Origin of the sequence: Parasphingomonas halimpatiens, from assembly GCF_036663795.1 — a bacterium.
Lineage (GTDB): Bacteria > Pseudomonadota > Alphaproteobacteria > Sphingomonadales > Sphingomonadaceae > Sphingomonas.
In genome coordinates this window covers 98,959-120,185 of record NZ_JAXOJP010000008.1, presented here as the reverse complement: position 1 = coordinate 120,185, position 21,227 = coordinate 98,959, and the positions used below count along the sequence as shown (strand labels likewise).

Annotated in this window: 20 protein-coding genes; 12 read left to right on the top strand and 8 right to left on the bottom strand. The window is 69.1% G+C overall.

Going from position 1 to position 21,227, the window contains the following annotated elements:
* Positions 1 to 16: 16 nt before the first annotated feature.
* A complete protein-coding gene (locus U1839_RS10885; RefSeq protein ID WP_332803657.1) occupies positions 17 to 562 on the top strand; it encodes a response regulator in 546 nt (181 codons plus the stop codon).
* 47 nt (positions 563 to 609) lie between these two features.
* Here the strand turns inward: U1839_RS10885 and U1839_RS10880 are convergent, their stop codons facing one another.
* From U1839_RS10880 to U1839_RS10855, 6 genes are all read right to left on the bottom strand, one after another.
* Positions 610 to 1,008, bottom strand: a complete 399-nt coding sequence (locus U1839_RS10880; protein WP_332803656.1) for a response regulator transcription factor — start codon at positions 1,006 to 1,008, stop codon at positions 610 to 612.
* A 158-nt stretch (positions 1,009 to 1,166) separates the two neighbouring features.
* Positions 1,167 to 2,384 (bottom strand): efflux RND transporter periplasmic adaptor subunit, encoded by a 1,218-nt coding sequence (locus U1839_RS10875; protein WP_332803655.1) that lies wholly within the window; start codon positions 2,382 to 2,384, stop codon positions 1,167 to 1,169.
* Between the two features lie 2 nt (positions 2,385 to 2,386).
* Entirely contained in the window at positions 2,387 to 4,759 is a 2,373-nt protein-coding gene (locus U1839_RS10870; RefSeq protein ID WP_332803719.1) for an ABC transporter permease, read from the bottom strand.
* Entirely contained in the window at positions 4,759 to 5,508 is a 750-nt protein-coding gene (locus U1839_RS10865) for an ABC transporter ATP-binding protein (protein ID WP_332803654.1), read from the bottom strand. The genes U1839_RS10870 and U1839_RS10865 overlap by 1 nt, the downstream gene beginning before the upstream one ends.
* 109 nt (positions 5,509 to 5,617) lie before the next feature.
* The gene (locus tag U1839_RS10860) at positions 5,618 to 5,944 is read right to left on the bottom strand and encodes a hypothetical protein (protein ID WP_332803653.1); all 327 of its coding nucleotides are present in this window, start codon (positions 5,942 to 5,944) and stop codon (positions 5,618 to 5,620) included.
* A 2-nt stretch (positions 5,945 to 5,946) separates the two neighbouring features.
* Positions 5,947 to 7,488 (bottom strand): L,D-transpeptidase family protein, encoded by a 1,542-nt coding sequence (locus tag U1839_RS10855; RefSeq protein WP_332803652.1) that lies wholly within the window; start codon positions 7,486 to 7,488, stop codon positions 5,947 to 5,949.
* 218 nt (positions 7,489 to 7,706) lie between these two features.
* Between U1839_RS10855 and U1839_RS10850 the strand changes: the two genes are divergently transcribed.
* Together U1839_RS10850 and U1839_RS10845 are read left to right on the top strand one after the other, a co-directional pair.
* Positions 7,707 to 8,729 carry a hypothetical protein gene (locus tag U1839_RS10850; protein WP_332803651.1) on the top strand — a complete coding sequence of 341 codons (1,023 nt, stop codon included), beginning with the start codon at positions 7,707 to 7,709 and terminating at the stop codon, positions 8,727 to 8,729.
* Positions 8,726 to 9,454, top strand: a complete 729-nt coding sequence (locus U1839_RS10845) for an ATP-binding cassette domain-containing protein (protein ID WP_332803650.1) — start codon at positions 8,726 to 8,728, stop codon at positions 9,452 to 9,454. Before U1839_RS10850 ends, U1839_RS10845 begins: the two co-directional genes overlap by 4 nt.
* A gap of 18 nt (positions 9,455 to 9,472) precedes the next feature.
* On the opposite strand, the gene U1839_RS10840 is transcribed toward U1839_RS10845, so the two are convergent.
* Positions 9,473 to 9,802, bottom strand: a complete 330-nt coding sequence (locus U1839_RS10840) for a DUF1294 domain-containing protein (RefSeq protein WP_443030604.1) — start codon at positions 9,800 to 9,802, stop codon at positions 9,473 to 9,475.
* A 94-nt stretch (positions 9,803 to 9,896) separates the two neighbouring features.
* Here U1839_RS10840 and U1839_RS10835 point away from each other — a divergent pair, with 94 nt between their 5' ends.
* Positions 9,897 to 10,307 carry a DUF4279 domain-containing protein gene (locus U1839_RS10835; RefSeq protein WP_332803649.1) on the top strand — a complete coding sequence of 137 codons (411 nt, stop codon included), beginning with the start codon at positions 9,897 to 9,899 and terminating at the stop codon, positions 10,305 to 10,307.
* A 37-nt stretch (positions 10,308 to 10,344) separates the two neighbouring features.
* On the opposite strand, the gene U1839_RS10830 is transcribed toward U1839_RS10835, so the two are convergent.
* Positions 10,345 to 11,244, bottom strand: a complete 900-nt coding sequence (locus U1839_RS10830) for a LysR substrate-binding domain-containing protein (RefSeq protein ID WP_281125829.1) — start codon at positions 11,242 to 11,244, stop codon at positions 10,345 to 10,347.
* Between the two features lie 214 nt (positions 11,245 to 11,458).
* Here U1839_RS10830 and U1839_RS10825 point away from each other — a divergent pair, with 214 nt between their 5' ends.
* Genes U1839_RS10825 through U1839_RS10790 form a run of 8 tightly spaced genes read left to right on the top strand, consistent with a single transcriptional unit; the run spans position 11,459 to position 21,223 of the window.
* A complete protein-coding gene (locus U1839_RS10825) occupies positions 11,459 to 12,664 on the top strand; it encodes an aromatic ring-hydroxylating oxygenase subunit alpha (RefSeq protein WP_332803648.1) in 1,206 nt (401 codons plus the stop codon).
* Complete coding sequence (locus U1839_RS10820; RefSeq protein WP_332803647.1) at positions 12,661 to 13,920, top strand: aminotransferase class I/II-fold pyridoxal phosphate-dependent enzyme; 1,260 nt, start codon at positions 12,661 to 12,663, stop codon at positions 13,918 to 13,920. The genes U1839_RS10825 and U1839_RS10820 overlap by 4 nt, the downstream gene beginning before the upstream one ends.
* Positions 13,917 to 15,335, top strand: coding sequence for an FAD-dependent oxidoreductase (locus U1839_RS10815; protein ID WP_332803646.1), 1,419 nt, complete (start codon positions 13,917 to 13,919; stop codon positions 15,333 to 15,335). The genes U1839_RS10820 and U1839_RS10815 overlap by 4 nt, the downstream gene beginning before the upstream one ends.
* Positions 15,328 to 16,476 (top strand): NAD(P)/FAD-dependent oxidoreductase, encoded by a 1,149-nt coding sequence (locus U1839_RS10810; protein WP_332803645.1) that lies wholly within the window; start codon positions 15,328 to 15,330, stop codon positions 16,474 to 16,476. The genes U1839_RS10815 and U1839_RS10810 overlap by 8 nt, the downstream gene beginning before the upstream one ends.
* Complete coding sequence (locus tag U1839_RS10805; protein ID WP_332803644.1) at positions 16,473 to 17,729, top strand: sarcosine oxidase subunit beta family protein; 1,257 nt, start codon at positions 16,473 to 16,475, stop codon at positions 17,727 to 17,729. Before U1839_RS10810 ends, U1839_RS10805 begins: the two co-directional genes overlap by 4 nt.
* On the top strand, positions 17,729 to 17,992 hold the full coding sequence (locus tag U1839_RS10800; RefSeq protein WP_332803643.1) for a sarcosine oxidase subunit delta: 264 nt from the start codon (positions 17,729 to 17,731) through the stop codon (positions 17,990 to 17,992). Before U1839_RS10805 ends, U1839_RS10800 begins: the two co-directional genes overlap by 1 nt.
* On the top strand, positions 17,989 to 20,757 hold the full coding sequence (locus U1839_RS10795; protein ID WP_332803642.1) for a 2Fe-2S iron-sulfur cluster-binding protein: 2,769 nt from the start codon (positions 17,989 to 17,991) through the stop codon (positions 20,755 to 20,757). The genes U1839_RS10800 and U1839_RS10795 overlap by 4 nt, the downstream gene beginning before the upstream one ends.
* On the top strand, positions 20,750 to 21,223 hold the full coding sequence (locus U1839_RS10790; protein ID WP_332803641.1) for a sarcosine oxidase subunit gamma: 474 nt from the start codon (positions 20,750 to 20,752) through the stop codon (positions 21,221 to 21,223). Before U1839_RS10795 ends, U1839_RS10790 begins: the two co-directional genes overlap by 8 nt.
* Positions 21,224 to 21,227 lie beyond the last annotated feature (4 nt).

Genomic DNA, 21,227 nt, shown 5'->3' with positions numbered 1-21,227 from the left:
GCGAATGTCATCGCACATGGGTCTCGGCGCGGTCGTGGCGCGTTGGCCCACCGGCGCAGCGAGCCCAGGATGGGTCTCACTGCGCCGGATATTCATTGTCGCAACGTTGTTGCTGGAAACCGGGACCGGCGTTTCAGCACGATGCACCAACCTCCGCAACACAGGGACTCCGCACGTGGCACGCATCATCTATGTCGAAGACGACGACCTTGCCGGCGAACGGGTGCGGGAGATCCTGACGGAGGCCGGCCACCTCGTCGGTGTCATCGCGAACGGCGCGCTTGCGTGCGACACCATCCTGTTCAAGCGACCCGACCTGGCGATCCTCGATTGCGCGCTGCCCAGCATGTCGGGGATCGAGATCCTGCGACGCATTCGCGGGCAATCGAACACCTATCTGATGCCCATCCTGATGCTGACCGGCTCGCGCACCGAGGAGACCCATGACAATGCGATGTTCGCCGGCGCGAACGACTTCCTCGTGAAGCCGTTCGAACCCGAAGAACTGGTGCGCCGCGTCGCCGCCGTGCTGCACAACAATGATCTGAAACGCGTTCTGTAACCGGTGCCGGCGTCAACGCCGGATTCGGGGCCCCGAAGGCCTGAAGCCTATAGCGCCCGCCGTGCAGGAACAGGGGCCGCCTTCTTGGCCAGCATCTCCTCGATCCGGAATACGACTTCCTCCGGATCGCAGGGCTTCTTCATATATTCGTCGGCACCGGCGAACATCGCGAGCGCGACGTCGGCCTCGCTGCGTCGACCCGTGAGCATCAGAACAGGCAGGCCCCAGGTCTTCTGGCTCTTGCGCAGTTCCTGCAGGATCAGCACGCCGGAAAGGCCGGGCAAGTTGCAGTCGAGAATCACGAGATCGGGCTTGCGCGCCCGGATCACGCGCAGTGCTTCGTTGCCATCGGCAAGGACGCCCACGCCATGCCCAGCCCGGATCAGCGCTTCCTGAAGCAGCTCGGATATGATCTCGTCATCTTCGGCAACAATGATACGGGCCACGCTCACGGTCCTCAATACTTAAACGCAGGCCAGGCGCACCTATCAACCGGCCGATCGCACCTCGGTTCCGCCGTGCGAGGGCTCATAGGAGCGCGGGCTCATTGTCATTATAGACTGAAGGCGTCAAAGTCGTCGCCTTCGCTATGCACGGGTGACGTCTACAGCGTCCGTTCGCGCGCGACGCGAACCTTCACGCTATCCCCGACCTTGTCGCCGGGATGGAGAATCACATGATCGCCCGGCGCCAGCCCGCCCAGCACCTGGGCGACATCGGCGTTCATCCGGCCGATCGACACGGTCGACGCGTGCGCCCTGCCGCCGATGATGCGAAACACCTGCCAGTCATTGCCGTTGCGGAACAACGCGCTGATCGGCACGAGCACCGCGTCGCGCGCCGACCACACAGCGATCCGCACCGTCGCGCGAAAGCCATGGCCGAGCCGCACCCATACCGCGCGCGGCTCGGCGAAGTCGATCACGACGTTGACGCGCTGCTCTTCGACGCCGAGCGCCGAAACCTTGAGGAAGCCATTGGGTTCAACCAGCCGTACCCGCCCCTTGAGCGGTCGCGCGCCGCCCCAGTCCTCGACCGACACCGCCGCGCCGGGCACGACCTGCACCGCATCGGCGGAGAGCAGGTCGGTAACCATCTCGAGCCGCGCCGGATCGCCGACCGCGACCAGCGGCGTCCCCGCAACCACCACGCGCATGCTTTCCTGCGGCACGGTCAGCACGGTGCCCGACACCGGCGATCGCACATCGACGATACCGCGCCCGGCAGCGCGCGTGCCCGGCACGATCAGCCCGGCGCGCGCCGCGGCGACGCTCTCGCGCGCCGCGCGTTCGGCCTGGCGGGTGGCACCGATCGCCGCCCGCGCACGATCCCGCGCGGCGCGCGCAACGTCGAGCGCGGCCTGGGTGGCAAAGCCGCGCTCGCGCAGCGTCGCGGCCCGCGCCAGCTGCCGATCGGCCAGCGTGAGCGATGCCAGCGCATCGCCGACCTGCGCGCGTGCCGCCGCGGCCTGCGCCTCCAGCGCACGGACATTGCCCTCGATCTGCGCCAGCGCACGCGCGTCGAGCACGCCCGGCTCGGCCGGCTGGATCCGCGCCAGCAGCGTCGTGCCGGCAACGACCTCGGCCCCGGGCTTGAGCGGCACGCGCAGCAGTTCGCCGGTGATCGGCGCCGACACGGTGTAGAGGTCGCGCACCCGCGTCTCGGCGAGATCGTCGACCGTGACGGTGATCGGCCCGCGCACGACCGCGCTCGCCTCGACCTCGACCGGCGCCTTGCGCGTCGCGAAGAACAGCGCCGCGCCGACGACCAGCGCGATCAGCACGATGATGACGCGCGGTCCGGTGATGAGCTTGCCTGCCATGGTCATTCCCTGGTCTTGAGCGCGCGAACGAGATCGAGCCGGTCGACGCGACGGCGGATGAGCAGCGCGGTCGCGCCGGCGGCGGCCACCACGACGAGCACGCCCTGCGCAGGCACGCGCGGTTCGATGAAGAAGGGGATGGTGAAGATGTCGGTGCTGAAGCGGCTGATCAGGAAGCGCCACAACTCGATCCCCGCCCAGATGCCGAGCGGCAAAGACAGCAGCACGAGCAGTGCCTGCTCGCCGAGCAGCACGAACGCCACTTCGCTGCGGCGGAAGCCGAGCACGCGCAGCGAGGCGAGGTCGCGCGCGCGCTCCGACAGGCTGATGCGCGCGCTGTTATAGACCACCCCGACCACCACCAGCATCGCCAGACCGGTGTAGAAGAAGGTCTGGATATTGAAATTCTGCACGAGCGTGTCGTTCATCGTCTGCAGCGTCGCCGCGCGGACGGTAACCGCGGCGACCATCGGGCTGACCTTCAGCCGGGCATAGATGCCGGGCAGCGCGCGGGCATCGACCTGCAGATAGGCCCCCGACAGCATATCGCCCTCGCGCAGCAGCCGGTCGAGTTCGGCACGGTCGAGCGTCGCCGAGCCGCCGAACGGGCTGTCGAGCACCGCGGCGACCGCGAGGTGCAGCACCGGGCGCTCGCCATCGGTGACCGCCGCCGCGATCGTGTCGCCGACGCCGACATGGAGCTGACGCGCCATCCGGCCGGTGATGACGACCCCGGCGGGCGGCGGATCGGACGTCTGGCCGAGGATGTCGACCGTCCGCGACAGCGTGCCGCTCGGCGCGACGCCCGACAGCCCCTCGCGCACCTCGTATTGGCCCGCGCGGATCCGCGCCCCGACCGCGCGGAACGGCTGGACGCGCAGCACGCCGGGGATGCGCTCGAGCTCGTGCAAGGCGCGCGCGTCGCGCGGCTCGGCGAAGGTGATGGCGAGATCCGAGGTGTCGGCAATGCCGAAGCCCAGGTCGATCATTCGGCCGATGCTGCCCATCGGGCTCTGCGACGCGACAAGCAGCATCAACGCCGCCGCCAGCCCGACGACGGTCAGCGCCGAACGCAGCGGGCGGCGCATCAGCCCGCGCAGGATGATCCGGCTCGGCTCGTCGGGGCCGAGCGCGGCGGCGAGATGGGTTACGGCATGGCCCGAATAATCCGCAGGCGCCTCGGGCCGCATCGCATCGGCGGGCGACAGCCGTGCCGCGCGCCACACCGCCGTTGCCGCGCCGAGCATCACCGGCATCAGCGTCGCCGCCGCCGCCAGCAGATAGGCGTCGGCATCGATCCGGAAGGCAAGGAACGGGAAGGTGAAGAAGCGTTGGTAGATCCCCGCCATGCCGCGCCCGAGCCATTCGCCCAGCGCGACGCCCAGCGCCAGCCCGCCAAGCGCGAGCAGCACCGCCAGCTGGACATAATGCAGCATGATCGCGCGGACCGGGAAACCGAACGCCTTGAGCAGCCCGATCACCTCGCGCTCGGTATCGACGAGCCGCGCGAGCACGATGTTGAGCAGGAACGCCGCGACGAGCAGGAACACCGGTGGCATCAGCGTCGCCATCGTCGTCAGCTGACTGATCTCGTCGGTGACGAAGCGGTGCGACACCTGCTGGTCGCGCGGATAGGCACCGACCCCGCCATAGGGCGCGAGCAGCAGATCGAGGCGGCGCTCGGTTTCCGCCGGCCGCTCGCCCGGTGCAAGCCGCACCAGCACGTCGTTGAACGACTGGTTGAGGTTGAGCGCAGCTGCCAGCGGCTCGCGCCCCATCCACAGGATCGCCGAGCGCCGGTTGTCGGGAAAGATCTGCCCCGGGGTCAGCGCATAGATATATTCGGGGCTGAGCACCGCGCCGACCAGCCGCAGCTCGACCTGCTTGCCGTAAAGCACCGCGCCGAACCGGTCGCCGGGCACCAGCCCGGCCGCCGTCACGAAAGCGGTATTGGCGACGACTTCCTCGGGGTGACGCGGATCGGGCAGGCGGCCGGCGCGCAGGACGAGCTGGTTGAGCGCCGACGGACGCGCCGGCGGCAGCGAATGGACCCGCGCGGTAACCGGTTCCGCGACCTGCGGCACGTCGAGCGTCGCGCGCGTCGTGATCCGGCTGTCCGCTGCCGCCACGCCGGGAAGTAGACGGATATTCGCCATCAGCGTCTCGGGCGCGCGCACCAAAGGGGCGAAGATGTCGGCGAAGCGCGTCTGGTCGTAATAGCTGTCGCGCGTCGCGCCGAGCGAGCTGATCAACCCGACCGCCATGATCAGCGTCCCCACGCCCGCGGCGATCACCAGCGCGATCGCCACCGCCTGGCTGCGCAGCCGCCAGAAGTCGCGGAACAGCTTGACCGTCATGGTCGAGCGCAGCCGCATCACCAGTTCAGCCCCATCGGCGCGACACGGCTGGCATTGTGCCGCCGCCCGGTAATGCGACCGTCGCCGAACAGCAGCACCTCATCGGCAATGCCCGCGATCACGGCATTGTGTGTGATCACGAAGGTGGTGGTGCCGAGTTCGCGATTGACCTGATCGAGCGCCGCCAGCACGCGCGTACCGGTCTCGCTGGCGAGCGCGCCGGTCGGCTCGTCGCACAGCAGCACCTCGGGGCGCTTGGCGATGGCGCGCGCGATCGCGACGCGCTGCTGCTCGCCGCCCGACAGCTGCGCCGGGAAATGGTCGAGCCGCGCGTCGAGCCCGACCAGCGCCAGCGCCTCGGCCGGGTCCATCGGATGGTCGGAGATTTCGGTAATCAACGCCACATTCTCGCGCGCGGTGAGCGACGCGACGAGATTGTAGAACTGGAAGACGAAGCCGACGCTGTGTCGGCGATATTCGGTCAGCGCATCGTCGTCGAGCGCGGTGACGTCGCGGTCGTGGAACCAGGCATGACCCGAAGTCGCCGCGTCGAGTCCGCCCAGGATGTTGAGCAGGGTCGACTTGCCCGAACCCGACGGACCGAGCAGCACGACCATCGCGCCCTCGTCGACGGTCAGATCGACCCCGCGCAAGGCATGCACTGCGTTGGCGCCCTGGCCATAGGTCTTGGTCAGCGCCTCGAGCCGATAGATCGGCGGGCGCCCCGCCGCGGGAACTTCGACCGTTGCCGGCGGCGACACGTCCACGCTGCTATCCCTGCCCGATCGATCGACCCGGCCGGGTTAGGACAGGGGCCGCAGCAGCAACATGCGTAGCTTCCCTAGGTCGGCGGTCCTGGGCGCCGCCGCCGGGCAGCTAGGGCGTGGTGTTCGTCACCGTCTCCTCGCCGCGGTGGACGCGCGCCGTCATGCCGGTCGCATCGGCATCGTCGAGCGTCTGGGCGTCGGGTGCGGGCGGCGCCGCGCGCGAGGCGGCGGCCGAAGCTTCGGCCGGGGCCGCGCTCGCCGGGGGCGGGGGCGCCGCTTCGGCCAGATTGGTTTCGACATTGGCGTCGACCGGCGTGCCCTCATCGGCCGGCACCGCATTGTCGCTCGCCGCCGGTTGCGGCGTGGGCCGGTCGCAGCCCGCCAGCGTCGCCACTGCCAGCACCAAAGCGGCAGCGGCCATTTTCGTGCGGATCATCGTCATGCTCCCTTTGCCATCCGCTCGAGATCGGGCAGCACCAGCCCGCCCGAACGCGCCTCGATCTTGCTCGCCAGCGTGCGGTCCCAGCCATAGGGATCGTCACGGAAATTCATCTGCCCGCTCGCGCTGGCAAAGGCCGTCCAGTACAGCAGATAGACCTGCACCGGCTTGGTCAGCGCAACGCGCTGGGTCTTGCCCGTCGCGACTGCCGCCGCAATCGCGTCGGCCGACCATGCCGGATCGCCGCGCAGCATCAACTCCGCCAGATCGGCCGGCTTCTGCAACCGCACGCAACCATGGCTGGCGAGCCGGCTGAAGCTGTCGAACTTGGCGCGCGACGGCGTGTCGTGGAGATACACCGAATAGGGATTGTCGAAATCGAACTTGTAGCGGCCAAGCGCGCTCTTGTCCCCCGCCGACTGCTGCAGCCGCGTGCCGCCGATCACGACGAAGCCGTTGCGCTTGAGATAGCCGGGGCTCTTGCGCTCCTTGGGCCACAATTCCTTGGTCGCGATCGAATCCGGCACGTTCCAGGGCGGGTTGATGACGATGCTGTTGATCGTCGACGACAGCATCGGCGTCTCATGGCCGGGCCGGCCCGTCACGCCGCGCATCGACATGACGGGCACGTCACCATCGAACACCGTCACCACCGCAGCGGCGATGTTCACCTGGATGCGGTCGCGCGGCAAGGTTGGCGGCAGCCAGCGCCAGCGCTCGAGATTGGCCATGATCTGGCGTACGCGCTCGGTCGCCGGCACGTTAAGCGCGGCAAGCGTCTGCTTCGACACCACGCCCGTCGGATTTAGGCCGTAGCGCCCCTGCACGCGCTGCACCGCCTTGGTAAGCTCGGCGTCGAACGTATCGCCGGTGGCGATGACATCCTTGTCCTCCACCGCGAGCCGTTGGCGCAGCGCCAGTACGCGCGGCCCGCTGGCGCCGAGTGCCATGTCGGGCCCGGCGTCAAGCGTCGTCCAGCCGCCCGCCGCAACGATGCCGCGATAGCGGTCGAGACCCACCACCAGGCCGTCATAGCCGGCATAAGGCGGCGGCAGCGCGGCGATCCACGCCGCCAGCCGGTCGCGCCGCACCGCATCGGCAAAGCCCGGCAGCGGGTCGAACGACAGTGGCCGCAGACCCCAGTTGTGGTCGAAATCGGCCGTGGCGAGCCGACCGGCATGGACCGCGCGCGAATGATCGAGCGCAGCGCGGACCAGCGAATCCCCCTCGAGCGTCCTGGCGGTCGCCGACGGCGCCTGGCGCAGGCCCTGCGCCAGATCATCGGCGGCAAGCAGCGTGCGCAACTCCGCCGCCTGCGCCGGCGTCAGCGCCGGCAATGGCGCGACGCTTGCCGTAGCGGGCGCGATGGGCTGAGCGGGCGCGCTGGGCGTCGGTCGCGGCGCGACCGGCGCCGTGTTCTGGCCGGCCTGTCGCGGCGCGGCGCCGATCGCCGGGCCGATCGCCAGCCCACACATCGCCAGCAGCGCGACCCCGCGCGCCAGCCCCGCTCTGCCCCGAATCATCCTGTGGTCGCGCTTCATGTTTGCCATCATCCCGGAACGTGGGTTGGTTGTCTGCCACCTCGCGCCTCGACCTAATCTGAACGAGGCACTGAATGCCAGTGCCGGAAGGACGAAATTTCGTCGCCGCCGTTCCAACCGGCGTTATATCCGTGAATTTTGCGACCCATTGCTCTGGTTTTGTCTGCTGCATTCGCGCCGCATCGTGCCTAGAACCGGCGACGGGTCGGGAGGTGAAGATGACGAGCAGGGCGGGGGGAAAGCGCGCGACCGACCTGTTCCGGTACGACGCGACGATCATCCGCAACGAGGCCCACGCCGCCTTCCCCAACTGGACCGACCGCCTGCTTGGGCTCGTCTTGCTGGTCGTCGCGCTTGCCGTGGCGCGCGCCGCGCTGGGCGACCGCGCCTTCATCGTCGCGGCGGTCGCGGTTGCCACCCTCGCCTTCCTGGTCGGCGCGGCAACCGCGCGGCTGATCGAGCGCCGCCTCGCCTTTCACGCCTATGACGGCGTGCTCGCCGCCGATGCGCTGATACCGGCAAGCCGCCGGCACTATGCCCTCGCCGGCCACGCCGTTGCGCTGGCCGGGACCGCACTCGCTACACTCGTCGCCCGGCCCACGCTGCTCGCGATCGCCATAGCGGGCTATCTGGTCGGTGCGACAATCCGCCATCTGGGATCGTTTCTGGCACAGCGTTTCGCCACCCCGCAATTTGCTGGCCTGCGCCCGTTCGATAGCAGGGCGCTGTGGTGCTGGCTGGAACAGCCCTTGGCCGGGGCAGCCGGTGCGATCCCGTTGCTGCTCATACTCGTCGCCACGGCGCGCGACGAAGCCGCCGCCGCCCCGGTGCTCGCGGCGCTGGTGACGGCGATCACCGCGCTGGCGCTGACCGCGCTCGACGACGGCGTGGTGCGCTTCATGACGCTGTCGGGTCATCCGGCATGGGCTATCATCGCGCGGCGCGCCCGCGCCACGCTCGTCTTCACCCTGCTCGCCGTCCCGATCTGCCTCGCGACGGCGACGCCGCTCGTCGCCGGCCTGGTGGGTGTGGTGGCGGCGGCGAGCCTGCTGCTGATGGCGACGCGCATCCTCGCCTATCGCATCCATGCCCGGCGCACCGCCGATCTCGTCGTCGGCGGCTGCGCGATGGTCGTCATCGTCACCGGCGCGGCCATGCCGATGCTGCTGCCATTCGTCGCGGCGGCGATCCTGTGGCAATTGTCGCGCCGCGCCGGCGCGATGACATGGCTGTTGCGATGACCGCCGCCATTCTCATCGACGGGGTGTCGGTCGATCGCGGCGGAACGCGGGTGGTCAGCGATGTCGGCTTCGCCATCCCGCACGGAAGCTGGTTCGGGCTGATCGGCGCCAATGGCTCGGGCAAGACCAGCCTGCTCCGCGCGCTGGCCGGGCGGCTGCCCTTCGCCGCCGGCCGCTGCCTGATCGACGACCATGATCTCGCCACCGATCGCACCGCGCGCGCCGCGCACTTCGGCTTCGCCCCGCCCGCCGATCGCCTGCCCGAGGCCTTGCGTGTGCGCGACCTGCTCGCTTTGGCCGGTTCGGATCGCGACACCGCGCGCGACCGACTTGGCGCGGTCGGGGTGGCGCTGGGCATCGATCAGCTGCGTGATCGCTGGATCGGCGACTGTTCCGCCGGGATGCGCCAGCGTGCCGCCATCGCGCTGGCCTTTGCCGGCGGCAACGCCCTCGTCATCCTCGATGAGCCGTTCAACTGGCTCGATCCGGTCGCCGCGTTCGATCTTCGCCAGGCACTCCGCGCATGCGTCGATCAGGGGCTGACGTTGGTCACGGCACTTCACGATCTCGGCACGCTGACCACGGCCTGTGACGAAGGGTTGATGCTGGCCGATGGCCGCGTCGCGCTGGCGCTTGATCGCGCGATGCTCACCGAGGCGGCACGCGCGCCGCAGGACTTCGAGCGCCGGACGATCGACCTGCTGCGCTCGACCGCGCGCGCCTGATCGCGGGCGCCGCTCCGCTCAGGGTCGCGCGAGCAGGTAACCGACCAGTGCGCCGACCTGCGCCATGGCGATCAGCAGCAGCAAGGTCGAAAAGGGCTCCTTGCGGGTCTTGTGCCGAAACAGGCGGCGCGCGAGCAACGCCCCCGGCGAACCGCCGACCAATGCCAGCGCCAGCAGGTCTGATTCGGGAATGGGCCACGCCCCGGCGATGGCACGCTGCTTGTCCTGCCAGAACCGCAGCACGGTAAAGGCATTGATCAGCAACAGGGCGGGTACCGCGAGCAGCAGCAGCATGCGCCGACGATAGGTCCCGGCGCCTTTCGGTGCGGTAAACGGGCTGATCAGCACTTTCTTACAAAAACACAGGGGAAAATCCTGAATTTGTTTACGTCTTTTGGCGATGTGGCGCCGTCGCGCCGTTTCACCGGATCATGGGAGCAACATGGGTAGCCTGCACCGAACCATCGCCTTGCTCGGCTTCGACGGTGACGATCTCGACCCGGCCGAGATCACCGCCCGCCTCGGTGCGGCCCCGACCGTCGCGGTGAGCAAGGGCGGCAAATGGCTGACCTCGGCGACGACCGCGCAAATCGCCACCACCGGCCGCTGGCGCCTGGATGTCGATGGCAACGAAGCGATCAATCTCGACGGACAAATTGTCGCATTGTTCGCGACGCTGTTGCCCGATCTGACGGCGTGGCGCGCGCTGTCGGCGCGCTACAATGGCCGCGTCTTTTGCGGGCTGTTTCTCGCGACGGGCAATGAGCGCGTGATCCTGCAACCATCGACGCTGTGCCAGATCGGCGAACGCGGTCTGGTGCTCGATCTCGACATCTATGCACACGGTGCCTGATCGGGCGGTGCGATCGGGCTGCCCGTCGGCCGCGCGGTCAGCCCGCGTCGTCTTCCACGAGCCGCGCCGCGAAACGCGCGATCAGCCAGCTGCGCACCAGGCTGATCGTCGGGTCGGAAAGGTCCTCGGGGCGCAGCTTGAGATAATAACCAAAGCCGTCATCGATGACGGTATCGTAGGGCGCGCACAGCCGGCCGGCGGCGATTTCGGGCGCGAACATGTCGATATCGGCCAGCGCGACGCCATCGCCATTCATCGCATAGCTGACCGCGAGCGAGGCGGTATCGAAGGCCAGCCCACGATCGGTATCGAAGTCGATCCGGCACTGGCGCGCGAAGATGCTCCACAACAGCCCGCGCGGCTCACCCTCGAGCTTGACGTGGAGCAGGTCGTTGTCGGCAAGGAACTGCGCCAGCGGCTTGCCCTCGTGCCGCGCGGCGGTCGCGGGCGAACAGACCGGCGCGACGCGAACCATCCACAGCAGGTCGGTCACGCGATCGTCGATATTGGGCCGGTCGAACACGATCGCCATGTCGGTCTCGGCGCTGGGCAGGCCGGTCACGCCCGAGCTCGAAATGTCGATGCGGATGTCGGGATGCTCGGCATGGAACGCCTGGATCATCGGCATCACCACCTGCTGCAGCAGCGAGGGCGGGATATGGATGCGGATCGGGCGGCTGGCATTGGGGTTGATGCTGATCGCGTTCATCGTCTGCTCGAGCCGGTCGAACGACTTGCTCACCTCGGGCAGCAGCGCGCGTCCGGCGGCGGTCAGCACGAGCGTCGGGCCCGAGCGATCGAACAATTTGTGCCCGAGCAATTCCTCGAGGCTGATGACATGGCGGCTGACCGCGCTCTGCGAGACGTTGAGCGACTGCGCGCCGGCGGTGAAGCTCAGGCGCTGCCCGACGGCATCGAACGCGCGCAACGCGTTCAACGGTAGCCAGCGGCGGTTGACTGGTGATGCGCGTCCTATCGAAAGCTCCCTGCAAGCAGCGCCTATGCCCTTTTGTCATACCAAGCGCGTTTTTTCAGGTCGTGCAACGTCGCCGCGTGGCGCTTGCAGCTTTTGGCATGCAATCATGCGCAAATGCGATTTCAGCCCGCCCCGACGCCATGCCACTCACGCAATCGATCAGTGGAGACGTGGATTGCAACTTGGGGACATTTCGGCGTTGCTGCGCGCGCGCCCGGCGGGCCATTCGCTGCCCCAGGGACTTTACACCAGCGCAGACGCTTTCGAATTCGATCTGAAGGCTATTTTCGGCACGTCGTGGCTGCTCGCCGGGTTCGAGACCGAGCTGCGCGCGCCGGGCGACTATCTTTCCTTCATGGTCGGCAGCTGGCCGGTCATCGTGCTCCACGGCCGTGACGGCGAGTTGCGCGCCTTTCACAACAGCTGCCGCCATCGCGGCTCGATCCTGTGCAAGCCCGGCCAGGGCAATGCCGCGCGGCTGATCTGCCCCTATCACCGCTGGACCTATGGCCTCGACGGGCGCCTGCTCGCCGCCGGGCGCATGCCGGAGGATTTCCAGAAGAGCGAGCATGGTCTCAAGCCGCTGCACCTCGAACGCGTCGCCGGCGCGATCTTCGTCTGCATGGCCGAGACGCCGCCCGATATCAGCACGCTGCGCCGCGACCTGACGCCACTGCTCGCGCCGCACGATCTGCGCCACGCCAAGGTCGCCTTCCAGTCGACGCTGGTCGAATATGCCAACTGGAAGCTGGTGATGGAAAATGGCCGCGAATGCTATCATTGCGCGACCGGCCATCCCGAGCTCTCGCGCACCTTCCCGGTCAATGCGGCGGAATATTTCGATCTCGACGGCGAACAGGCGCGCGCCTTCGCCCAGCGGATGGACGATCTAGACCTGCCGATGGGCCCGGTCGGCGAAGACTGGTGGCAAGCCGTGCGCTTCCCGCTCAACCCCGGCACCGTGGCGATGACCACCGACGGCCAGTTCAACGTCAAGAAGCTGATGGTCGAGGCCGGCGGCGGCGATGTCGGCTCGCTGCGCTGGGCGGTCGAACCGAACAATTTCTGCCATTCGACCAGCGAATATACCTTCGCCTTCACCGCAATCCCCGTCTCGCCGACCGAGACGCATGTCGTGGCGAAATGGCTGGTGCATGAGGATGCGGTCGAGGGCGTCGACTATGACGTGGATGCGCTGACCGACCTGTGGACGCGGACCAATTTGCAGGACAAGGAACTGGCCGAAAACAACCAGGCCGGCATCAATTCGCCCGGCTACACCCCCGGCCCGTACAGTCCCGAGGCGGAATCGCTGACCCTGCGTTTCGTCGACTGGTATTGCGACCGCGCCGCCGACTTTCTCGAGCACGCGGCGGCATGAGCGCCCATGACGATCCGACTTGGCGCCCCGAGACGCTCGCCGTCCGCGCCGGCTATGATCCGGCGAGCGGCAACAAGGCCGCCAAGCCGCCGATCTACATGACGACGACCTTCGCCTATGCCTCGGCGCAGCAGGCGAAGGACATTCACGAGGCCTATTTCGACGGCACCGGCCCCGAGGTTGGCGGCGCCGGCCATATCTATGCGCGGCTCAGCCACCCGGGTCTCGACATGGTCGAGACGCGGCTCGCCGCGCTCGACGGCGCCGAAGCCGCGGCGGTGTTCAACAGCGGCATGGCGACGCATAGTGCCATCGCGCTGGCACATCTGCGGCCCGGCGACAGCATGGTGTTCAGCCGGCCGATCTATGGCGGCACCAACGGGCTCTATACGATGTTGATGCCCGAGTTCGGCGTCCACCAGGCGTCGTTCGCCGATGGCTGCGACGAGGACAGCATCATGACGGCGGTCGATGCGGCGCTGGCGCAGGGGCCGCTCAAGCTGATCGTCATCGAGAGCCCGGCGAACCCGACTGCGGCGATCGTCGACATCGCGCTGGTCGTCGCGATCGCCGATGCGGTCGGCGCGGCGACCGGGCTGCGTCCGCTGGTGATGGTCGACAACACGCTGCTCGGGCCGATGATGCAGCGGCCGATCGCGCTCGGCGCCGATCTGTGCATGACCTCGCTGACCAAATATTGCGGTGGGCACAGCGACATGATGGCCGGCGGCGTCACCGGCAAGGCAGCGCTGATCGCGCCGCTCCGGCTGCTGCGCACCACGCTCGGCAGCCATCTCGACCCCTATAATTGCTGGCTGCTGCTGCGCTCGATGGAAACGGTGCATCTCCGCGTCGATCGCGCGATGGACAATGCCCGGACCATCGCCGAATTCCTGCGCGATCACCCCAAGGTCGCCGGCATCACCTATCTCGGCTTCCTCGCCGCCGGCACGCCGCAGCGCGCGGTGTATGACCGGCAATGCCGCGCTGGCGGATCGACCTTCTCCTTCGCGGTCGACGGCGACGAGGCGGCGGCGTTCCGCTTTCTCGACCGTTTGCGGCTGCTGCGCTTCGCGGTCAGCCTGGGCGGGTCCGAGACTCTGATCACCCATCCGGCGACCACTACCCATTATGCCCTGACCCCGGAGGAACGCGCGATTGGCGGCATCACCCCGGCGACGCTGCGGCTGTCGGTCGGCATCGAGCATGTCGATGATCTGATCGCCGACCTCGCTCAGGCGCTGGAGGCGGTGTGACCGGGCGCGACGTTCACGCGATCGACGACAAGCTCCCCGCCCCCGACGCGCAGTTCGATGTCGTCGTGGTCGGCGCTGGCGCAGCCGGCACCGCCGCCGCGATCGAGGCGGCGCAGGGCGGTGCATCGGTGTTGCTGCTCGACGAAAACCCCGTTCCCGGTGCGCTGATCGGGACCGACGTGCCGCTCTTCTATGGCGGGCGGATGACGGCTGCGGTGCAGCAGCCGGGGCGCATGCTCGAACAGGTCTTCGCCAGCAACCCGGCGCTCGAAACAGCGTTCGAGGCCGGCGTGGACGTGCGGCTCGGCACCTGTGCGTGGGGGCTATATGTCAACGGCCCCGCGATGCGCGCGCTCGCCGCGCCCGTGCTCGGCATCGCCGATGCCGAGCACGCGACGATGATCGGTTTCGGCCGGCTGATCCTCGCGACCGGGGCGCGCGACCTCGTGCTCGGCTTTGCCGGCTGGAACCAACCCGGCGTGGTCGGCGCGCAGGCCTTCGCCTCCTTGCTGACGCGCTACGATGCGCTGGCGACACGGCGGGTACTGATAGTCGGCTCGGACAGGCTCGCGCTGGAAACGGCGCTGCTCGCGCTGTCCGCCGGTATCGCGGTCGCCGGCCTGGTCGAGATCGCCGATGCCGTGCAAGGACCGCCCGAACTGGCGGCGCGCGTGCGCGACGCGGGCATCGCCATCCATCTCGGCCACACCATTGCCTCCGCCTCGGGCGGCATCGACGGCGTCGAGCGCGCGCTGCTTGCCTCGCTCGCCGGCGGCGCGCCCTTCGCGCTGGACTGCGACACGATCTGCCTCGCGATCGGCGCCCGTCCCGCGACCGAATTGCTCGACGCCGCCGGCGCGACGCCCGGCGACATGATCACACTGGTCGGCGACTGCGCCACCCTCCAGCCGCCCGCCGCCGAGCGTATCGCGGTCTGGGCAGCGGCGCTCGGCACGCGTGCCCCAGCCGACACGATCGTCTGCCAGTGCGAGGAGGTGACGCGCGGCGACCTGCTCGGCGTCCAGCCGCCGCACTATCTCGACCGGCCCGAGAAGATGGCCGCGCGCTCGCTGTCGAGCCTGCTCAATGACGGACCGGCGCATCCCGACCAGATCAAGCGCCTGACCCGCGCCGGCATGGGCGCGTGCCAGGGCCGGCGCTGCCGCGACCAGGTCGCCTGCCTGCTCGCGCAGCAACAGAATGTGCCGCTCGCCGCCGTGCCGGTGGCGAGCTTCCGCGCGCCGGTCCGCCCCGTCCCGCTCGGCATTCTCGCCGACTGGCAGGAGAGCGACGCGATGGCGGCGGGCTGGGACGTATGGTTCGGCATCCCGACGCAGTGGACGCCCTATGCGGTGATCGGCACCGCCGAGGAGGCCGACCATGTCGCGGGTCTTGGCGGCAACATGCATGTCTGATCCGGCCGTTCCAACAGGCGCGTCGGTCGTGGTGATCGGCGCCGGCGTCACCGGGCTCAGCGCGGCATGGTGGCTGGCGCGATCGGGCGTTGACGTCGTGGTGATCGACAAGGGTATCGTCGGCTGGGAGGCCTCGGGCCGCAACGGCGGCGGCGCCTCGCACTATCAGAGCCCGCTGTTCGCCGAGGAACAGCGCATGTGGCCGATGATGGATGAACTGCTCGGCTATCCCACCGAATATCGCCGCGAGCGCATCATCATCCAGCGCGACCCCGACCTGCTCGATCATTATCGCGCGGTCGGGCGGATGTGCACCGCGATGGGCTATCCGGTCGACGAGCTCGATTCACGCCAGGCGCAGGAGATGGTGCCGCTGACCGACGCGAGCTGCCTCGGTGGCATCCATCTACGCTTCGGCGGCCATGCCAACCCGCAGCGCACCGTGCAGGCCTATGCCTGGGCATTGCAGGATCTCGGCGGGCGCATCCTGCAACATTGCCCGGCACTGTCGATCGAAACCGCCGGGGGCAAGGTCGTCGCGGTGGAGACGCCGCGCGGGCGGATCGCGTGCGACGCGCTGGTCGTTGCGGCGGGCCCGCAGAGCGGCATGCTGCTCGCCCCGCTCGGGGTGGATTTCCCGCTCGCCGCGGCGCGCGCCGAGATGATCGTCACCGAGCCCGCGCTACTGATGGCGATCGGCGGCGTCGATGGCAACGGCCTCTATGGGCGCCAGACGCTGCGCGGCAACCTCGCCTTTGGCGGCGGGCCGCACGAATGGATCCCGACGACCCCGACCGGCCCGGTGTCGCGTCCAACCTCGCCGCTGGTGCGCAACCTCGCGCGGCGCGTCGCCGAGATGTTTCCCAAGGCAGCGCAGCTCAACGTCATCCGCTCCTGGGCCGGGGTGATCGAGAACACCCCCGACGGCCGGCCGATCATCGACCGGCTCGAAAACCCCGGCAACGTCACCGTCGCGACCATGTCGGGGGTCGGCTTCGGCCTGTCGCCGGCCAGTGGCCATGCGATCCGCGATCTCGTGCTCGACGGCACCTGTTCGTTCGCCGACATCGCCAAGCTCGGCCTGGCGCGCTTCGCAGGGCTCGAACCCGACTGGCGCGAACAGCGCGGCTGGGCGGCATGACGCGCTATTCCGCGATGGCATTGCTGAAGGCGGGGCTGACCGGGCAACGTCACTGGCCGCGCGCGTGGCGCGACCCCGCGCCGCGCAAGCATTATGACGTCATCATCATCGGCGGCGGCGGGCATGGCCTGTCGACCGCATACTATCTCGCCAAGGTGCACGGCGTTAAGTCGATCGCGGTGCTGGAAAAGGGCTGGATCGGCGGCGGCAATACCGGGCGCAACACGACGATCGTCCGTTCCAACTACCGCCAGCCGGCGCTCCACAATCTGTTCGATTTCGCGCTCGGCCTGTGGGAGGGGATGAGCGACGAGCTCAACTACAACGTCATGTTCAGCCCGCGCGGCGCGCTGTTCCTCGGCCATTCGGATTCGGACATGACGCGGCTCGCCGAACGCGGCGACGCGTTGCGCTGCAACGGCATCGATGCCGAGCTGCTGACGCGCGCGCAGGTGCAGGGCCTCGTGCCCTTGCTCGACATGTCGCCGGACGCGCGCTTCCCGATCCATGGCGGGATGATCCAGCGGCGCGGCGGCACCGCGCGCCATGACGCGGTCGCCTGGGGCTATGCCCGCGCCGCCGACCTGCTCGGCGTCGATGTGATCCAGCAATGCGAGGTCACCGGCATCACCATGGCCGGCGGGCGCGTGACCGGGGTCGAAACCAGTCGCGGCGCGATCGGCGCGGGGCGCGTCGGCATCTGCGTCGCGGGCAATAGCGGGCCGGTCGCGGCGCTGGCCGGCATCAAGCTGCCGATCGAGGCGCAGACGCTGCAGGCCTTCGTCACCGAGCCGGTCAAGCCGATGATCGACACCGTGATCATGTCGCAGTCGCTGCACTGCTATATCAGCCAGTCGGACAAGGGCGGCATCGTGCTCGGCGGCGACCCCGACCAGTTCCCGAGCTACGCGCAGCGCGGCCTGCCAGCGCGGCTCGAAAAGGCCGCGGCCGAGGCGATCGCGCTGGTCCCGGCGCTGTCGCGGCTGCGCATGGTGCGTTGCTGGTCGGGCACCACCGACATGAGCTTCGACGGATCGCCGATCATTTCGGCGCTGCCGGTCGACGGGCTCTATCTCAATGGCGGCTGGTGCTATGGCGGCTTCAAGGCGACGCCGGGATCGGGCTGGTGCTACGCGCACCTGCTGGCGACCGGCGACGCGCACCCGCTAGCCGCGCCGTTCACCTTCGGTCGCTTCGCCGAGGGCGCGACGATCGACGAGGCGGGGGTCGGCTTCATGCCGCAGCTGCGCTGATGATGCGGATCGACTGCCCTTTTTGCGGCCCGCGCGCGCAGATCGAGTTCGCCTATCAGCGCACGCTCGATTCGATCGTGACGCTCGACATGCCCGCCGACGAAGCGGTGACGCGGCTCTATGCCCGGGCCAACCCGCGCGGGCTCGACGATGAATTATGGCAGCACACATTCGGCTGTCGCCAGTGGCTGGTGTTGCGTCACCACCGGATGACCCATGACATAATTAGCGTCGCTTCCTTCGACCCGGCGGTGCACAAATGAGGATCGACGGTCAGGCCGAGGCGACCTTGCGCTTCACCTTCGACGGCGTCGAGATGCGCGCGCGGCCCGGCGAGACGCTTGCCGCCGCCCTGCTCGCCCATGGTATCGGGCTGGTCGGACGCAGCTTCAAATATCACCGCCCGCGCGGCATCATGGCCGCCGGGGTCGAGGAGCCCAATGCGCTGGTCACGGTCGGTGAAGGGGGGCGCACCGAACCCAACACGCGCGCGACCGACCTGTTCGTCTATGACGGGCTCGTCGCCACCAGCCAGAATCGCTGGCCGAGCCTCGGCTTCGATTTCGGCGCGATCAACGGCCTCGCCGCGCCGTTCTTCGCCGCCGGCTTCTACTACAAGACCTTTTTCGGCCCACCATCGCGCTGGATGCTGTACGAAAAGCTGATCCGCCGCGCCGCCGGCCTCGGCAAGGCGCCGACACGAGCCGACCCTGACCGCCACGAGCATCGCGCCGCCTTTTGCGACGTGCTGGTCGTCGGCGCCGGCCCGGCCGGGCTGGCTGCCGCGATGGAGGCGGCGCAGAGCAGCGGGCGCGTCATGCTGGTCGAGCAGGACCGCGAGCCTGGCGGCAGCGGCCTGCGCGACGACACGCCGCTGCCCGTGACGGTCGAAGCGCTCGCTGCGGCCGGCGTGCGTATCCTCGCCCGCACCACCGCGTCGGGACTGTGGGATCACGGCTTTGCCACGCTGGCGCAGAAGCTGGTCGAGCCGGGCCAACCTCCTGCTCCGGGCCAGCCGGTGCAGCGGCTGTGGCATGTGCATGCGCAGCGTATCGTCCTCGCGACCGGCGCGATCGAGCGGCCGCTGACTTTTGCCGGCAACGACCGGCCCGGCGTGATGCTGTCGCAGGCGGTGCGCAGCTATATCCGCCGCTTCGCCGTGCTGCCCGGCCGGCGTGTGGTGATCGCGACCAACAATGACGATGCCTATGCCACCGCCGATGCCGTCGCAGAGGCCGGCGGCACGGTGGTCGCGATCCTCGATTCGCGTCCCGAGTTCAGCGCTATAGCCAGCGATGCGAAGGCACGGTTTCAGGTTCACACCAACGCCTTTCCGCTCGGAACGAAGGGCCGCAAGCACGCCCTGCGCAAGGTCACGGCGCAGATCGGATCTGAGCGCGTGTCGTTCGATGCCGACCTGCTCGCCGTGTCGGGCGGGTTCACGCCGGTGGTGCATCTGCACAGCCAGGCCGGCGGCAAGCTCGACTGGCGCGCCGACATCCAGGCGTTCGTGCCCGGCGCAACGTTGCAGGCGATCAGCAGCGTCGACGCCGCCGCCGGCGAGGTCGAACCGATCGCGGCCGAGGTCGCGGCGCTGCCTGACCCCAAGCACGCCTTTATCGACTTCCAGAACGACGTCACCGCCGCCGATGTCGATCTCGCCTGGCGCGAGGGTTATCGCTCGGTCGAGCATCTCAAGCGCTACACCACGCTCGGCATGGCGACCGACCAGGGCAAGACCAGCAACATGGCGGCGCTGGCGCGGCTGGCGGGCGCGGCCGGGGTAGCGATCCCGCAGGCCGGGCTGACCACCTTCCGCCCGCCCTACACGCCGCTGACGCTGGGCACGCTGGCCGGTGCCGATGGCGGCGGCCATGCCGCGCCGAACCGACGGCTCGCGCTGTATGACAGCCACCAGCGCCACGACCCGCTGTGGCAACCGCTCGGTTACTGGCATCGCCCGCGCGCCTATCCGCTGGCCGGCGAGACGCTGCACGATGCCGCGCTGCGCGAGGCGCGGGCGGTGCGCAGCGCGGCGGGAATCGTTGATGTCTCGACGCTGGCCAAGTTCGCGGTGAGCGGCCCCGACGCAGCCGCGCTGCTCGAGATCGTCTGCGCGACGGGCATCGCCAAGCTCGCCGTCGGGCGCGGGCGCTACACCTTCATGCTGCGCGAAGATGGCATGGTGATGGACGATGGCACGGTGTGGCGGCTCGGCGAGCAGCGCTACCTGCTGACCAGCTCGACCGGCGGCGCCGACCGGATGGAGGCGCATCTCGGCTATGCCCGCCGCGTGCTGGCGCCGCAGCTGCGGGTGTCGGTCGTCGCGCAGCAAGAGCATTATGCCGGCATCGCACTGGCCGGACCGCAGGCGCGCGATATCCTCGCGCGGCTGACCGGGATCGAACCGCCCGCGCATATGGGGCTGTCCGAGGCGCACATCGCCGGGGTGCCGGTGCTGATCCTCGCGGCGAGCTACAGCGGCGAGCGCGCCTTCGAGGTCTATGCCAGCGGCGACGCCGCCGCGCCGGTATGGGACGCGCTCGATAGCGCAGCGCGCGACCGTGGCGGCTGCCCTTACGGCCTCGAGGCGCTCGAATATCTGCGCATCGAGAAGGGCCATATCGTGATCGGCGCCGAGGCCGATGGCCGCACCACGCCGCACGACCTGCGGCTCGAGCGCATGCTGCGCAAGAGCGGCGGCTATATCGGCGCGGCCGGGCTGACACGGCCGGCGCTGGCGGCGGCGGACCGGCTCCAGCTCGTCGGCCTGACCGCGAGCGGTGGCGCCATCCCCGAGGGCGGGATGCTCGTCGCGAGCCATGGTCAGCCGGTCGAGGGCCATGTCACCTCCGCCGCGCGGCAGGTGCTGGGCGAGGGATCGATCGCGCTGGCACTGCTCGCCAGCGGCCGCGCGCGCAGCGGCGAAACGTTGCTCGCCACCTCGCCGACGCGCGGGCAGCAGGTGCCGGTGACCGTCACCGAGCCGATCTTCTACGATGCAGAGGGAGCGCGCTATCGTGACTGACGCGCCCGTTACGCTGACCATGGCGCCCGCCGGCGATGTCATCGTGCTCGACCTGTGGACCGGGACGCTGCCGGCGCTCGATCCGGCGATCCGCGCGCTGCCGGTCGAGCCGCAGCGCTGGTGGCTGATCCATGCCGCGCCGCACGCCGACGCCATTACCGCGACGATCGCCGACACGGGCGCGCTGACGCCGATCGGCGGCGGGCTGGTGCGCGCGACGCTGAGCGGCCCGGGCTGGCGCGAGTTGCTGACGGTAAGCGGATGCTTCGACAGCGAGCATCCCGCCTTCATAACGGGCCGGGTCGCCGCGACGGTGATCCATCATGTGCCGGTGTGGATCGCGGTGACCGGCGATGCCGCGTGCGAGGTCTATATGGCGGCGAGTTATGCGCCGACTCTGGCCGCCCTGTGGACGACGGCGATCGGCACGCCGCCGCCTTCCCTGCCCCGCTTGGGCAGTGCATGAGGAC

What these genes read in the sequence shown, in the direction of transcription:
- U1839_RS10850 (WP_332803651.1), top strand. Translation starts at nt 7,707, where the DNA reads ATGACGAGCAGGGCGGGGGGAAAGCGCGCGACCGACCTGTTCCGGTAC.
- U1839_RS10885 (WP_332803657.1), top strand. Translation starts at nt 17, where the DNA reads ATGGGTCTCGGCGCGGTCGTGGCGCGTTGGCCCACCGGCGCAGCGAGC.
- U1839_RS10820 (WP_332803647.1), top strand. Translation starts at nt 12,661, where the DNA reads ATGAGCGCCCATGACGATCCGACTTGGCGCCCCGAGACGCTCGCCGTC.
- U1839_RS10855 (WP_332803652.1), bottom strand. Translation starts at nt 7,488, where the DNA reads ATGAAGCGCGACCACAGGATGATTCGGGGCAGAGCGGGGCTGGCGCGC.
- U1839_RS10845 (WP_332803650.1), top strand. Translation starts at nt 8,726, where the DNA reads ATGACCGCCGCCATTCTCATCGACGGGGTGTCGGTCGATCGCGGCGGA.
- U1839_RS10875 (WP_332803655.1), bottom strand. Translation starts at nt 2,384, where the DNA reads ATGGCAGGCAAGCTCATCACCGGACCGCGCGTCATCATCGTGCTGATC.
- U1839_RS10795 (WP_332803642.1), top strand. Translation starts at nt 17,989, where the DNA reads ATGAGGATCGACGGTCAGGCCGAGGCGACCTTGCGCTTCACCTTCGAC.
- U1839_RS10805 (WP_332803644.1), top strand. Translation starts at nt 16,473, where the DNA reads ATGACGCGCTATTCCGCGATGGCATTGCTGAAGGCGGGGCTGACCGGG.
- U1839_RS10870 (WP_332803719.1), bottom strand. Translation starts at nt 4,759, where the DNA reads ATGCGGCTGCGCTCGACCATGACGGTCAAGCTGTTCCGCGACTTCTGG.
- U1839_RS10860 (WP_332803653.1), bottom strand. Translation starts at nt 5,944, where the DNA reads ATGATCCGCACGAAAATGGCCGCTGCCGCTTTGGTGCTGGCAGTGGCG.
- U1839_RS10810 (WP_332803645.1), top strand. Translation starts at nt 15,328, where the DNA reads ATGTCTGATCCGGCCGTTCCAACAGGCGCGTCGGTCGTGGTGATCGGC.
- U1839_RS10800 (WP_332803643.1), top strand. Translation starts at nt 17,729, where the DNA reads ATGATGCGGATCGACTGCCCTTTTTGCGGCCCGCGCGCGCAGATCGAG.
- U1839_RS10835 (WP_332803649.1), top strand. Translation starts at nt 9,897, where the DNA reads ATGGGTAGCCTGCACCGAACCATCGCCTTGCTCGGCTTCGACGGTGAC.